A 13195-nucleotide genomic window follows, 5' to 3' on the forward strand; every position below is an offset into this window, starting at 1 on the left:
TCGCGAAGTCGCAGCCGATCGCGGCGTGCATGGTGATGCCGAACTTCCAGAACCCGCTCGGGTTCCAGATGCCCGACGAGCGCAAGCGCGAACTGGTTGAGTTTGCAACGAAAACCGGCATGCCGATCATCGAGAACGGCGTGTACAACGAGCTGTATTTCGGCGATACGCATCCGAGTTCGCTGAAGTCCTACGACCGGACCGGGATCGTGCTGCATTGCTCGTCGTTCTCGAAGAGCCTGACGGCCGCGTACCGGATCGGCTGGGCGTTGCCGGGCCGCTATCGCGATCAGGTCGAGAAGCTGAAGTTCCTGAACACGCTCGCGACGCCGTCGCTGCCGCAGCTGGCGATCGCGGAGTTTCTCGAACGCGACGGCTACGAGCATCACCTGCGGCGCTTGCGCAAGGCGTATGCGCAGCAGGCGAACCTGATGCGGGCGATGGTGTCGCGGTTCTTCCCGGAGGGCACGCGCATCTCGAGCCCGGCGGGCGGGTACGTGCTGTGGGTCGAGCTGCCCGCGCAGGTCGACGCGATGCGGCTGTACCAGCTCGCGCTGGAGCAGGGCATCACGATCGGCCCCGGCTACATGTTCTCGATCACCGACAACTACCGGAACTTCATCCGCTTGAACTACAGCAGCCCGTGGTCGCCGGAGATCGAGCAGGCGGTGATCGCGGTCGGGAAGCTGGCCGCCGCGTGCATGCGGTGAACGGGCGGGCGAGGTGGAACGCGGGCGTCGGTATCCGCCGCGCGGCGATTCGCGTCGTTCAAGCCCAGCCGGCTTCCGAAAACGACCGTGCGGCCGATCGCAGCCAACTGCAGAAGGCGTCGACTGGCGGCCGTGCGGTTGCCGCGCGTGTCGTCAGCAGGTGGTAGCTGTAGGGACCCTGTACCGGCTTGCCCGGCGCCATGGCCAACAGCCCCTGCCTGACCGCATCGGCGGCGAGGACGTCCGACGCCACCGCCACGCCTTGGCCCGCGATCGCGGCATCGAGCGTGAGATAGGTGTGCGAGAAGCTCGGGCCCTGTCGCAAACGGGTCGCGCTCGCGTGTACGTTCTGCATGCGGCACCAGCGCACCCAGTCCACCTGCTCCGGAATGCGGGCCTCGTATTCGTCATGCAGCAAGGTTGCCCGCAAGATATCGTCCACGGTGTGCAACGCCCGGCACACCAGAGGTTGACCGACCGCCAGGAACGTCTCCGACATCAGTTTTTCCGCGACGAGCCCCGGATAGGGGCCCGAGCCCAGCCGGATCGCCACGTCCACCCGCTCGCGGCTGAAGTCGACGGCGGGCACCGAGGCCAGCAAGCGCACCTCGATGTCGGGATGCAGCCGCCTGAACTCACCCAGGCGCGGCATCAGCCAGCGGGTCACGAACGATGGCATCGCGGTGACCGTCACCTCCGGGGCGTCCGCGGCCTGGCGGATGCCGAGCGACGCGCGTTCGAGCTCGTCCATCAAGCGCTCGATTTCCAGGAAGTACCGCCGTCCGATGTCCGTCAACTGGACGGACCGGGCGCCGCGCATGAACAGCGGCGTTCCCAGCCATTCCTCCAGCAGCCGTACCTGATGCCCTACCGCACCGGACGTGACGCATAGCTCTTCACCCGCCCGGGCGAAGCCGCCATGGCGCGCCGCCGCCTCGAATGCACGCACGGAGAGCAGGGGTGGAAGTTGTCGTGCCATGACTCAGTTAAATTGAGGCTAAGTGTCGAAACGTTTGATTTGTTGTGCGAGAAATGCGTGCTTAATCTATCGGCCTCACATCACGAGGCTCAGAAATAGTGAGCTATGACATTTCCGGAGTCAACATGGATCTACGCATTCACGGCGAGTCGGATCGCGCGCTCGCGCCGTCGTTTCGAAAGGTGCTCGTTCCCTGGGCGGTCCAGGGCGGACTCAACCCGCCGGTCATCACGCATGCGCAGGGATGCTACTTCCACGATGCGAACGGCAAGCGCTATCTGGACCTCACCAGCGGTTATGTCGCGGTGTCGTTGGGCCATGGCCATCCGAAGGTCGTCCAGGCGATCCAGGCACAGGCCGAGCGCATGTGCTGGGTCGCATCCAGCTACTTCAACGACGTGCGTGCCGAATACGCTGGACTCCTGAACAGTGTTTCGCCGTGGCCGGAAGGACTGCGTGTGCATTTCACGTGCGGCGGAGCCGAGGCGAACGATGACGCGGTGAAGATCGCCCGGCTGGTGACAGGCAGGCCCAAGGTGCTGACTGCCCATCGGTCGTATCACGGCAGCACCATCGGCGCGAGCGCGATGACGGGCGTGGACCGCTGGCGCGATCCTTTCCCGGCGCTCCCGGGCATGGTGAAGTTCTTTGCACCGTATCCGTACCGCAGCCCCTTTTACACGTCGGATCCGGTCGAGGAGACGCGCCGTGCCCTCGATCACCTTGCGCGCGTCCTGTCGCACGAAGGCGCGCAAAACGTCGCCGCGATCCTGATGGAGCCGATGACCGGGTCCAGCGGTGTGGTCGTCTACCCACCGGGCTACCTCGAAGGCGTTCGCAACCTGTGCGACCGGCACGGCATCCTGCTGATCTTCGACGAGATCATGACGGGCTTCGGGCGCACGGGGGCATTGTTCTGCGCCGAACGTGTCGGCGTATTGCCGGACCTGATTTCGTTCGCCAAGGGGGCCAGCTCTTCGTATACACCCCTCGGCGGTGTCCTGGTGCGCGAAGGCGTGGCCCGCCACTTCGATACCGAACTCTTCGACGTGGGCCACACGCACGCGGGCCACGTGCTGGCGGTCGCCGGCGGGCTCGCCGCGCTGAAGGTCTATCTGGAAGAGGGTTTGTTCGACCGGGCGCGCGAGATCGAAGGCTGGTTGCGCGACGGTCTCGGCGATCTCGCAGACCGTCATCCGTCGATCGGGGACGTGCGGGGCATGGGCGCCCAGTTCGGCATCGAGCTGGTGCGCGACCGGGACACGCGCGAGCCGCTCGTCGAGTGGCACCACCCGGCGGGATCGGCGCCGATGCGGGCGTTCTATGGCGAGCTGCTGAAGCGCGGCGTCCACGCGTACGGGCGCTACAACGTGGTGATCGTGACGCCGCCGCTGGTCATCTCGCGCACGGAGCTGAACGAGGGGCTGGACGCGCTCGACGCGGCGCTGACGGTGCTGGAGGCTGCCCGATGAGCGACGAGGACATCCTGTATCGCGAGGCGCGCGGCGTGGCGACCGTCACGATCGACCGCCCGTCGGTGTACAACGCGTTCCGGGCCAGGACGGTCGAGGATCGCCGTCGAAACGGGCGGCGTGCGTGGTGAGCTCACCCACCCGTCACCGGCGGAAAGAACGCGACCTCGCTATCCTCCCGCACGACGAATTCCCCGGTCACCATTTCGAGGTTCACGGCGGCCCGCACGGGGCGGTCCATCCGCAGTGCGTCCGCGCTGCGCGCGTCGCGCGCGGCCAGCGTGCCGCGCAGCGCGTCGACGGTGAGTTCGCGCGCATCGATCTCGACGGTTTCCTCGTCGAGCGCCAGTTGTTCGCGAATGCTTGCGAAATATTTGATCTTCAGTTTCATTGCGATGTCTCGAGCAGGAGCGGCGGAATCGGAAAGCGCGAAGCGGACGCGGTCAGCCCCAGCGCCGCATCGCGTGGTCGTCGTGGGCCTTCGCCTCGACCCAGCCGGATTCGCCGTCGTGCCGGATCTCCTTCTTCCAGAACGGTGCGTGGGTTTTCAGGAAATCCATCAGGAATTCGCACGCGTCGAACGCGGATGCGCGATGCGCGGCGGCCACGACGACCAGCACGACCGGCTGGCCGAGCGGAATGCGGCCGACGCGGTGCACGATCCTGACCGCTTCGAGCCGCCAGCGTGCCGTGGCCTCCTCGACGATGCTCCACAGTGCCTGCCCGGTCATCGTCGGGTAGTGCTCGACTTCCAGCGCGACGACGTCGTCGACGTCGCCTTCCTTGCGCACGACCCCGAGAAAATTCACGACCGCCCCGACATTCGGATTGCGAACGATCGGTGCAAGCTCCGAGCCCGCGTCGATCGGCGCATGCTGCACGCGTACTTCGAAGCCGGCGGCAATGGCGGGCGCCGGTTCGGGAGGCGGGTCGGTCGCGTCGGCGGGCGGCGGGGCGCTGCCGGCTGGCAGCGGATCGTCCGGCAGCCCGGCGCGGGATTCGGTGAAGGTCGTCATGACAGGTTCTCCAGTGGGCGGCGCATCCTGTATCGCGCGGCGGCCCGTCAGCCGCCGACGAGCGACATGCGCACGGTCGGATAGGTCTTGCCCGGCGCGCGGGCCGGCCGCGCGGCCCGGTGCTCGGAATAGCGGTCGTCGCGCCGCGTCCAGCGATCGCGCACGGCGGCCGCGAGGTCGGCGGTCGATGCCGCATCGTCGAGCCACGGCCGCAGGTCGGTGCCCTGCGTCGCGAACAGGCACGTATAGAGCTGCCCGTCGGCGGACACGCGGGCGCGCGAGCAGGTGCCGCAGAACGGATGCGACACGCTCGCGATGAAGCCGACTTCGCCCGCACCGTCGATGTGCGCGCAACGGATCGCGGTCGCGTCGTGCCCCGGTTCGCCGACGAGCACGAGCGGATAGTGTTGTTCGATCAGTTCGCGCATGCGCGCGGCCGGCACGACCTTGTCGCCGGACCAGAAGCTCGCGCCGCCGACGTCCATGTATTCGATGAAGCGCACGGCCACGCCCGACTGCCGGAAGTGGCGCACGAGCGGCAGGATCTGGTCGTCGTTCACGCCGCGCTCGATCACCGCGTTGACCTTGACCGGCGCGAGCCCGGCAGCATGCGCGGCTTCGATGCCGGCCAGCACGCGCGACACGGGCACGTCGGCGTCGCTCATCCGGCGGAATACGGCGTCGTCGAGCGCGTCGAGGCTCACGGTCACGCGCGACAATCCGGCGTCGCGCAGCGCGCGTGCCTTCGCGGCGAGCAGCGAACCGTTGGTCGTCAGCGCGATTTCGACGGGATTGCCGTCGACGGTCGTCAGCGCGGCGAGCCGTTCGATCAGTGCCTCGAGGTTGCGGCGCAGCAGCGGCTCGCCGCCCGTGATGCGGATCTTCTCGACGCCGAGCGACGTGAACGCACGTGCGATCTTTTCCAGTTGCGCGAACGACAGGCGCTCGGACGACGGCATGAACGCATAGTCCGAACCGAAGCTTTCGCGCGGCATGCAGTAGCCGCAGCGGAAGTTGCATTGGTCGATCACGGACAGGCGCAAGTCGCGCAGCGGGCGTCCGAGCGTGTCGGACGGGCGGGGAAAGGCGCCGGGCGCTGCGCCGCCGGATGATGCGGCGGCGGCCGGCGCGGCTGAAACGATGGCGTTCACGATCGGTTCGTCGGCCTGCATGAAGTAAGCGGAGGGGCGTCGCCGGTCGGCCGTGCGTGTACCGACGTGTCGGCGCACAGGTCGTGACGAGCCTCAGCGTGAGCATAGTCCGCCGGGTTGGGCCGGCAGAGGCACAATCGCGCCCGAATTGCAGGAATACAGTTCGCCGTGCGGCGGGCGCGGCGCATGGGTCGCATCGGGCGCGTGATGGGCGTCGCGCTCATGCGAGCCACGGCGCGAATTCGTAATACGGTACCGCGTCGCCGCGCGCGATGGCCCGCCCGGCCGGCAGTCGTGCGAGCCCGCTCGCCTGCACGAGCGACTGCAGCGTGCCGGCGCCTTGCTGGCGCAGCGTATCGAGCACGGGCGCGCCAGCGGCACCGACCGTGCAGCGCACCCGTACGAAGCGTTCGCGCTGCGCATCCGGCTCGAAGTCCGTGTCGATCGGCAGCGCCGGCACGGCCTGCAGGCGCGCGTCGCGCCCCTGCAGGCAGCGGATCAGCGGCGCGACGAACAGCGCGAACGCGGTCATGGCAGCCCCCGGATTGCCGGGCAGCAACACCACGGGCCGCGTGTCGAGCCGCGCAAGCGCGACCGGCTTGCCGGGCTTCATCCGCACACCGGTGACGATGAACGATGCGTCGAGCGCGGTCAGTGCGGGGCGCAGCAGATCCTTGTCGCCGACCGATGCGCCGCCGACGCAGATCACCAGGTCGCAACCCGCATGCAGGTCGCGCAACGCACGATCGACGGCCGCCGCCGTATCGGCCGCATGCACGTTCATCGCGACGCTGGCACCGGTGCCCGACACGAGTGCGGCGAGCATCGGCGCATTGCTGTTGTAGATCTGCTGCGGCGCGCGCGGCTGGCCGCATGCGACGAGTTCGTCGCCGGTCGTCAGGATGCCGACGCGCAGCGCCGGGCGCACATCGATGCGCGCGAAACCTTGTGCGGCCGCCACGCCGACGTGCATCGCGCCCAGCCGCGCGCCGGCCGGCACGAGCAGGTCGCCGGTACGCACTTCCTCGCCCCGGCGGCGGATGTGCGATCCGGTGCGCGGTGGGGCATCGAACGCGACCCAGCCGTCCCGTTCGTGCGCGTGCTCCTGCATCACGACGGTGTCGGCGCCGGGCGGGATCAGGCTGCCGGTGAAGACGCGCGCAGCCGTGCGGGCGGCCAGCGGCATCGGCGTGTCGCCCGCATAGCAGCGTTGCGCGACGCGCAGCGGCTCGCCAGGCGAGACGTCCGCGTGACGCACGGCATAACCGTCCATCGCGCTCTGGTCGGCCGGCGGCTGGTCGAGCACGGCGGTCAGCGGCACGGCCAGCACATGGCCGGCCGCTTCGGCGACCGGCAGCGAGGCGCTCGCCGCAAGCGGCGCAAATGCGCCGGCGAATTGCTGCTGCGCGGTATCGAAATCGAACAGGTGTTTCATGACGAGTGGGCCGGGTGCGCGGGCGCAAGCGCCGGTTGATCGGGGTGAACGGCGTCGGGCGACACGTATTCGACGAAGCCGTCGTTGCGGCAGAAGCCGAGCAGGCGCACGCCGGCTTCGCGAGCGACGTCGATCGCCAGCGACGTCGGCGCCGAGATCGTCGCGATCATCGGGATGCCGACCCGCGCGGCCTTGCGTACCAGCTCGTAGCTCGCGCGGCTCGACAGGAACACGAAGCCCGCGCCAAGGTCGGCGCGGCGCCGCGCGAGATGCCCGATCAGCTTGTCGAGCGCGTTGTGGCGGCCGACGTCCTCGAACACGGCGCGCACGGCGCCGTCGCGGTCGCACCACGCGGCCGCGTGGATGCCGCCCGTCTCGCGCATCAGCGTCTGGTGGGCCGGCAGCGTGCGCGCGGCGCGTGCAATCGCGTCGGCGCCGATGCCGGCAGCCGCGCCGGCGGCCGCGATGCGCGGCGGGTGCAGGTCGAGCTGCGCGATGCTTTCGATCCCGCAGACGCCACAACCGGTGCGGCCGGCCAGCGCGCGCCGGTGCGCCTTCAGCGCCATGAACGCCTGCTGCGACACGGTGAGCCGCACCTCGGCGCTGCCGGGGCGACATTCGCTTTCGATGTCGAAGACGTCCGACGCACGCTCGACGATGCCTTCGCTCAGCGCGAAGCCGAGGCCGAACGCATCGAGGTCGATCGGCGTCGCCATCATGACCGTATGCGAGATGCCGTTGAACACGAGTGCAACCGGCGTTTCGTCGACGACGCGATCGACGGTGTCGCGCGTTTCGCCGGCACGATGGCGCATCACCTGACACGCGGTGCTGCCGGTCGGATCGTCGATGGGGGGGCGGGACGCCATGCGGGTTTCTCCAGTCGGATCGTCCGGCGTGTACGCCGGACGACGGGAATCGGTGCTGCCGGGCGGGCGCCGGGGGCGGCGCACTACCGCGCCGGGCAGGCGTTGCATAACATGTTAAGTGGAGTGAACAGCGCGCCGGAGACACAGCGCCGCCACGCGGAAAGCAGTACAGCTGACCATCCCGCAGGCACGAAATGTGTTTTCCGTGCACACATCTTCGGCGACGGAAGCAGCACAGTTTCAGCGCACGTTCGAGTGATTGCGAGTATCGTGGCAAACGCGATATCGTCACTCACGCTTCGATGCCGTGCGAGGGTCCGTTGACGTTCGCATGTGTAGTCGCCAAGCCGTCGCGCGATTTCCTGCTTCGGGCGTACGTCCTCACAACCACGAGCAAATTACGGTCATGGAAATCTTCGATGCATTCCATCTCGCCCGATTGCAATTCGCATTCACGGTGTCGTTCCACATCGTGTTTCCCGCGATCAGCATCGGCATGGCGAGCTTCCTGGCGGTGCTGGAATGGCGTTATCTCGTCACCGGCGACGCCGCCTACAAATCCATGTTCCAGTTCTGGTCGAAGATCTTCGCGATCGGCTTCGGGATGGGCGTGGTCTCCGGCGTCGTGATGGCGTACGAGTTCGGCACCAACTGGGCCGGCTTTTCGCGCGTCGCGGGCAACATCACGGGGCCGCTGCTCACGTATGAAGTGCTGACTGCGTTCTTCCTCGAGGCCGGCTTCCTCGGCGTGATGCTGTTCGGCTGGCAGCGCGTCAGCCCGCGTGCGCACTTCTTCGCTACGCTGATGGTCGCGGTCGGCACGCTGATCTCGACGTTCTGGATCCTCGCGTCGAACAGCTTCATGCAGACGCCGCAGGGCTACAAGATCGAAAACGGCCTGGTCGTGCCGGTCGACTGGTTCAAGATCGTCTTCAACCCGTCGTTCCCGTACCGTCTCGTGCACATGACGATCGCGGCGTTCATCGTCGCGGGTTTCATCGTCGCCGCGTGCGGCGCGTGGCACCTGCTGAAGGGCCGTCGCGACGAGCCGGTGAAGCGCAGCTTCTCGATGGCGCTGTGGATGCTGCTGGTGCTCGCGCCGATCCAGATCGTCGTCGGCGACGCGCACGGGCTGAACACGCGCGAATACCAGCCGGCGAAGATTGCGGCGATCGAAGGGCTGTGGGAAACCGAGAAGGGCGGCACCGCGCTGAACCTCGTCGGGCTGCCCGACATGCAGGCCGAAACCACGCGCTATGCGATCCAGGTGCCGCACCTCGGCAGCCTGATCCTCACGCACAGCTGGGATGGCGAGATTCGCGGGCTGAAGGAATTCCCGCCGCAGGACCGCCCGTATTCGCCGATCATCTTCTGGACGTTCCGGATCATGGCCGGCCTCGGGATGCTGATGCTGCTCACCGCGCTGCTCGGGCTGCTGCTGAGAAAGGGCGGGCGCCTCTATGAGACGCGCTGGTTCCAGTGGTTCGTGGTGGCGATGGGGCCGTCGGGCATCGTCGCGCTGCTGGCCGGCTGGATCACGACCGAGGTCGGGCGGCAGCCGTGGACCGTCTATGGCGTACTACGCACCATCGACTCGGTCTCCCCGCTCAACGCTCAGCAGGTCGGCGTGTCGCTGCTGGTCTTCGTGGTCGTGTATTTCCTGGTATTCGGAACAGGTATCTACTACATGATGAAACTGATGAGGCGCGGGCCGGCGGCCCAGGCCGGGTACATCGAGCTGCACCGGCATCCGGGGCTGCGCAAGAGCGCGCTGTCCACGCCGCTGAACGTCACCGAAGCGGAGTAAGCCATGCACATCGATCTTCCTGTCGTGTGGGCCGCGATCATCGGCCTCGGCGTATTCATCTACGTGATGCTGGACGGTTTCGATCTCGGGATCGGCCTGCTGTTTCCGTTCTTCGACGCGAAGGCCGAGCGCCAGGTGATGCTCGACACCGTCGCGCCGGTGTGGGACGGCAACGAGACGTTCCTCGTGCTCGGCGGCGCGGGCCTCTATGGCGCGTTCCCGGTCGTGTATTCGACGCTGCTGCCGGCGAACTACCTGCCGCTGGTGCTGATGCTGGTCGGCCTGATTTTCCGGGGCGCGGCGTTCGAGCTGCGCGCGAAGGCCACCCGCACGCAGCACATGTGGGATCTCGCGTTTATCGGCGGCTCGGCGCTCGCCGCGTTCTGCCAGGGGATCGTGCTCGGTTCGCTGCTGCAGGGCATCAAGATCGAGAACAACCAGTTCGCGGGCGGGCCGTTCGACTGGCTGTCGCCGTTCAGCCTGCTGTGCGGGATCGGCGTGCTCGTCACGTATGCGACGCTCGGCTGCGGCTGGCTGATCCTGAAGGTCGATGGCGAGCTGCAGCGCAAGATGCGGCTGCTGATGAAGCCGCTCGCGGGCGTGCTGCTCGCCGTGATGGGCGTGGTGAGCCTGTGGACCGTGATCGGGCTGCCGGCCGTCGCGCACCGCTGGTTCGGCAGCGGCAACCTCGTCTGGTTCCTGCCGGTACCGGTTCTCGTCGTCGCATGCGTGTGGGGCATCTTCCACACGGTGAAGCGTGCGCACGAGGCCACGCCGTTCCTGCTGACGCTCGCGCTCGTGTTCCTCGGCTACACGGGGCTCGTGATCAGCATCTGGCCGAACATCGTGCCGCCGTCGCTGACGATCTGGGACGCGTCGTCGAGCCATTCGAGCCAGCTGTTCGCGCTCGTCGGCACCGTGATCGTGCTGCCGATCATCCTCGTGTACAACGCGATGCAATACCGCGTGTTCCGCGGCAAGGTGCGCGAGGGCGACATCGGTTATCACTGAGCGGCATGCGAGGTGACGGGGCGCGGCGTGCGCGTATCATCACGCGCAGCGCGGCGCCCGGCACGGCATCCGACGGAAAGCGGCCCGCCATGCGCGGGCCGCTGCGCATCGGGTGCGGGCGCAACGGGTTGCGTATTCCTTTGGCAGTCGAGAAAACATCATGATCGTCCGACCACGACAGAACTGGCTCAGGATGCTGTTCGTATGGAACGGCTCCGTGCTCCAATCGATCATTCCGCAGCTCGTGTTCATGGCGATCGTCAGCACGCTGGCGGTCTTCACGAACGGGCGCATCTTCGGCGAGAAGATTCCGCTCAACACCGCGCCGTTTACGCTGTTCGGGCTCGCGCTCGCGATCTTCCTCGGGTTTCGCAACAACGCGAGCTTCGAGCGTTTCAAGGAGGCGCGGCATCTGTGGGGCAACCTGCTGATCGCCGCGCGCGCCGTGACGTCGCAACTGCATCGCTACCTGCCCGACGCCGTGAGCGACGCCGAGCGCAACCGGCTTGCCGACCTGCTGATCGCGCTTGCGTATGCGCTGAAGCATCAATTGCGTCATACCGACCCGACCGCGGACCTGCTGCGCATTCTCGGGGCGGAGCGCACGGCCGCGCTCGGCGGCAAATGCTACAAGCCGGTCGCGATCCTCGACGAACTGCGCGGCGGCATCGTTCGTGCGCTGGGCCCCGCGGCCGGCAGCGGCACGACCTGCTGGATGTTCGAGACGCAACTCGACGAGCTCGGCAAGTCGGTGGGCGGTTGCGAGCGCATCCTGTCGACGCCGATCCCGTTTTCATACAGCGTGCTGCTGCATCGCACCGTCTATGCGTATTGCGTGCTGCTGCCGTTCGGGCTCGTCGATTCGACGGAGTTCTTCACGCCGCTGATCTGCGTGTTCATTGCCTACACGCTGATCGCGCTCGAAGCGATCGCGAACGAAGTGGCCGAACCGTTCGGCCTTGCGCCGAATGCGCTCGCGCTCGACGCGATCACGCGCACGATCGAGCGGTCGGTGCTGGAACTCGGGGATCGGCCGATGCCGGAGGAGTTCGTGCCGGCGTCGACGTATCAGATCACGTAGGGAGCGTGGTCGGTAGTGTAGTCGTCGGTAAGGTTGATTGGTCCGACCGGGAGGGGTTGTGTAGACTCGTGCTCGTTCAATGGAGCCTACACCATGCAACTGCTTGATCACGTGTCGATCGGCGTTCCGGACATCGACCTGGCACGCCCCTTCTACGATGGCGTCATGACTGCGCTGGGCGCGACCAAGGTCTATGACCGGCCCAATGCGCTCGGCTATGGCGAACGTTGCAGCGCGAACGACCCTGCATCGACTTTTCTGGCGGTGTATCTGGATCCCGCCGAAATCGGGACGAGCAAGCGGCACTGGTGTTTCAAGGCCGCGTCCCGCGAGCAGGTGCATGCGTTCTTCGAGGCTGGCCTTGCCACGGGCGGCCAGTCCGACGGCGACCCCGGATTGCGGCCGCACTACCACGGCGACTACTACGCGGCCTTTCTGGTCGATCCGGCCGGCAACCGGGTCGAGGCCGTGTGTCATGCGGCGGTGCCGGCGCGCGAGCGGCCGTGACGGCGCTGCTCAATCGAAATACGTGAGCCCCATCGCGCGCTTCACCTCCGCGATCGTTGCACCCGCCACTTCCCGTGCGTGCAGCGTGCCGCGCTTCAGCGTCGCCATCACCTCGGCCTTGTCGGCCTCGAACTCGCGGCGGCGCGCGCGGATCGGCTCGATCAACGCCTGCAGCCGCTCGTTCAGCACGCGCTTGACGACGCTGTCGCCGAGGCCGCCGCGGCGACAGTGGGCCTTCAGTTCGTCGACCTTCGCGACGTCCGGCTCGAACGCATCGAGGAACGTGAACACGACGTTGCCCTCGACCTGGCCGGGATCGCTCACGCGCAGGTGGTTCGGATCGGTGTACATGTCCTTCACGGCCTGCGCGATCTCGTCCGGCGTCGAGCCGAGCGTGATCGCATTGCCGAGCGACTTGCTCATCTTAGCCTTGCCGTCGATGCCCGGCAGCCGCGTGACCGACGACAGCACGGCCTCGCATTCGACCAGCACCGGCTGCTCGACGGTCGCGTTGAAGCGGCGCACGAGTTCGTTGGTCTGTTCGATCATCGGCAACTGATCATCGCCGACCGGCACGTGCGTCGCCTTGAACGCGGTGATGTCGGCTGCCTGGCTCACCGGGTAGGTCAGGAAACCGGCGGGGATGTCGCGCTCGAACCCGCGCAGGCGGATCTCTTCCTTGATGGTCGGATTGCGTTCGAGGCGCGCGACCGTGACGAGGTTGAGCAGGTATTGCGACAGCTCGGCGAGTTCGGGCACCTGCGACTGCACGACGATCGTCGAGACCGCCGGGTCGATACCGACGGCGAGGTAGTCGAGCGCGACCTCGATCACGTTCTCGGTGACGCGCTGGCGGCGGCCCATGTTGTCGGTCAGCGCCTGCGTATCGGCGAGCAGCAGGAATTGCTTCGCTTCGTGCTGCATCTGCACGCGCGCGCGTAGCGAGCCGATGTAGTGGCCGAGATGCAGCGGGCCAGTCGTGCGGTCGCCGGTGAGGATGGTCGGGCGGGTGGGTTGCGTCATGGTCGTCGTTGGCTCCGGGTTGTCGAAGGCGCCAGCCATGATGTCGGTGCGGTGCGGAAACGCAAATGCCGCCATGGCTGGCGGCATCACGTTTGGGACATGCAAAAGGAAACGGGCCGCCTGGGTCAGGCGCG

14 protein-coding genes are annotated in these 13195 nt (G+C 67.2%); 7 read left to right on the plus strand and 7 right to left on the minus strand.

Annotated features, from left to right (window positions below; translation table 11 throughout):
- Positions 1-710: aminotransferase-like domain-containing protein (locus AC0KUR_RS36420; RefSeq protein WP_473377266.1), on the plus strand; the 710-nt coding region annotated here is incomplete at its 5' end.
- Positions 711-768: 58 nt separating this feature from the next.
- Here AC0KUR_RS36420 and gcvA read toward each other — a convergent pair.
- Complete coding sequence (gene gcvA / locus AC0KUR_RS36425; protein WP_034190509.1) at positions 769-1689, minus strand: transcriptional regulator GcvA; 921 nt, start codon at positions 1687-1689, stop codon at positions 769-771.
- Between the two features lie 125 nt (positions 1690-1814).
- Here gcvA and AC0KUR_RS36430 point away from each other — a divergent pair, with 125 nt between their 5' ends.
- Together AC0KUR_RS36430 and AC0KUR_RS36435 are read left to right on the plus strand one after the other, a co-directional pair.
- Entirely contained in the window at positions 1815-3161 is a 1347-nt protein-coding gene (locus tag AC0KUR_RS36430; RefSeq protein WP_049035925.1) for an aminotransferase class III-fold pyridoxal phosphate-dependent enzyme, read from the plus strand.
- On the plus strand, positions 3158-3292 hold the full coding sequence (locus tag AC0KUR_RS36435; protein WP_264172389.1) for a hypothetical protein: 135 nt from the start codon (positions 3158-3160) through the stop codon (positions 3290-3292). Before AC0KUR_RS36430 ends, AC0KUR_RS36435 begins: the two co-directional genes overlap by 4 nt.
- A gap of 2 nt (positions 3293-3294) precedes the next feature.
- Here the strand turns inward: AC0KUR_RS36435 and moaD are convergent, their stop codons facing one another.
- The 5 genes from moaD to fdhD form a co-directional block, all read right to left on the minus strand.
- Positions 3295-3552 (minus strand): molybdopterin converting factor subunit 1, encoded by a 258-nt coding sequence (moaD, locus tag AC0KUR_RS36440; protein WP_034190508.1) that lies wholly within the window; start codon positions 3550-3552, stop codon positions 3295-3297.
- A gap of 52 nt (positions 3553-3604) precedes the next feature.
- Positions 3605-4177 (minus strand): molybdenum cofactor biosynthesis protein MoaE, encoded by a 573-nt coding sequence (locus AC0KUR_RS36445; protein ID WP_473377267.1) that lies wholly within the window; start codon positions 4175-4177, stop codon positions 3605-3607.
- A 47-nt stretch (positions 4178-4224) separates the two neighbouring features.
- Positions 4225-5349, minus strand: a complete 1125-nt coding sequence (gene moaA / locus AC0KUR_RS36450) for a GTP 3',8-cyclase MoaA (protein WP_175028494.1) — start codon at positions 5347-5349, stop codon at positions 4225-4227.
- A 199-nt stretch (positions 5350-5548) separates the two neighbouring features.
- Positions 5549-6763, minus strand: a complete 1215-nt coding sequence (locus tag AC0KUR_RS36455; RefSeq protein ID WP_343727775.1) for a molybdopterin molybdotransferase MoeA — start codon at positions 6761-6763, stop codon at positions 5549-5551.
- Complete coding sequence (fdhD, locus tag AC0KUR_RS36460; protein WP_343727774.1) at positions 6760-7632, minus strand: formate dehydrogenase accessory sulfurtransferase FdhD; 873 nt, start codon at positions 7630-7632, stop codon at positions 6760-6762. Before fdhD ends, AC0KUR_RS36455 begins: the two co-directional genes overlap by 4 nt.
- 406 nt (positions 7633-8038) lie before the next feature.
- On the opposite strand from fdhD, the gene AC0KUR_RS36465 reads away from it, so the two are divergent.
- From AC0KUR_RS36465 to AC0KUR_RS36480, 4 genes are all read left to right on the plus strand, one after another.
- Positions 8039-9439 (plus strand): cytochrome ubiquinol oxidase subunit I, encoded by a 1401-nt coding sequence (locus AC0KUR_RS36465; protein WP_034190503.1) that lies wholly within the window; start codon positions 8039-8041, stop codon positions 9437-9439.
- A 3-nt stretch (positions 9440-9442) separates the two neighbouring features.
- Positions 9443-10450, plus strand: coding sequence for a cytochrome d ubiquinol oxidase subunit II (gene cydB, locus AC0KUR_RS36470; protein WP_059561279.1), 1008 nt, complete (start codon positions 9443-9445; stop codon positions 10448-10450).
- A 160-nt stretch (positions 10451-10610) separates the two neighbouring features.
- Positions 10611-11531, plus strand: coding sequence for a bestrophin family protein (locus tag AC0KUR_RS36475; RefSeq protein WP_473377268.1), 921 nt, complete (start codon positions 10611-10613; stop codon positions 11529-11531).
- A gap of 93 nt (positions 11532-11624) precedes the next feature.
- Complete coding sequence (locus AC0KUR_RS36480; RefSeq protein WP_124608193.1) at positions 11625-12038, plus strand: VOC family protein; 414 nt, start codon at positions 11625-11627, stop codon at positions 12036-12038.
- A 9-nt stretch (positions 12039-12047) separates the two neighbouring features.
- Here the strand turns inward: AC0KUR_RS36480 and trpS are convergent, their stop codons facing one another.
- A complete protein-coding gene (trpS, locus tag AC0KUR_RS36485; RefSeq protein WP_473377269.1) occupies positions 12048-13061 on the minus strand; it encodes a tryptophan--tRNA ligase in 1014 nt (337 codons plus the stop codon).
- Between the last annotated feature and the right edge of the window lie 134 nt (positions 13062-13195).

The organism is Burkholderia sp. YHN3-13, assembly GCF_055810675.1.

Excerpts from the sequence above, each read along its gene's own strand:
- AC0KUR_RS36455 (WP_343727775.1), bottom strand. The coding sequence starts at position 6,763 with ATGAAACACCTGTTCGATTTCGATACCGCGCAGCAGCAATTCGCCGGC.
- AC0KUR_RS36465 (WP_034190503.1), top strand. The coding sequence starts at position 8,039 with ATGGAAATCTTCGATGCATTCCATCTCGCCCGATTGCAATTCGCATTC.
- AC0KUR_RS36435 (WP_264172389.1), top strand. The coding sequence starts at position 3,158 with ATGAGCGACGAGGACATCCTGTATCGCGAGGCGCGCGGCGTGGCGACC.
- moaA (WP_175028494.1), bottom strand. The coding sequence starts at position 5,349 with ATGCAGGCCGACGAACCGATCGTGAACGCCATCGTTTCAGCCGCGCCG.
- cydB (WP_059561279.1), top strand. The coding sequence starts at position 9,443 with ATGCACATCGATCTTCCTGTCGTGTGGGCCGCGATCATCGGCCTCGGC.
- fdhD (WP_343727774.1), bottom strand. The coding sequence starts at position 7,632 with ATGGCGTCCCGCCCCCCCATCGACGATCCGACCGGCAGCACCGCGTGT.
- gcvA (WP_034190509.1), bottom strand. The coding sequence starts at position 1,689 with ATGGCACGACAACTTCCACCCCTGCTCTCCGTGCGTGCATTCGAGGCG.
- AC0KUR_RS36445 (WP_473377267.1), bottom strand. The coding sequence starts at position 4,177 with ATGACGACCTTCACCGAATCCCGCGCCGGGCTGCCGGACGATCCGCTG.
- AC0KUR_RS36480 (WP_124608193.1), top strand. The coding sequence starts at position 11,625 with ATGCAACTGCTTGATCACGTGTCGATCGGCGTTCCGGACATCGACCTG.
- trpS (WP_473377269.1), bottom strand. The coding sequence starts at position 13,061 with ATGACGCAACCCACCCGCCCGACCATCCTCACCGGCGACCGCACGACT.
- AC0KUR_RS36475 (WP_473377268.1), top strand. The coding sequence starts at position 10,611 with ATGATCGTCCGACCACGACAGAACTGGCTCAGGATGCTGTTCGTATGG.
- moaD (WP_034190508.1), bottom strand. The coding sequence starts at position 3,552 with ATGAAACTGAAGATCAAATATTTCGCAAGCATTCGCGAACAACTGGCG.
- AC0KUR_RS36430 (WP_049035925.1), top strand. The coding sequence starts at position 1,815 with ATGGATCTACGCATTCACGGCGAGTCGGATCGCGCGCTCGCGCCGTCG.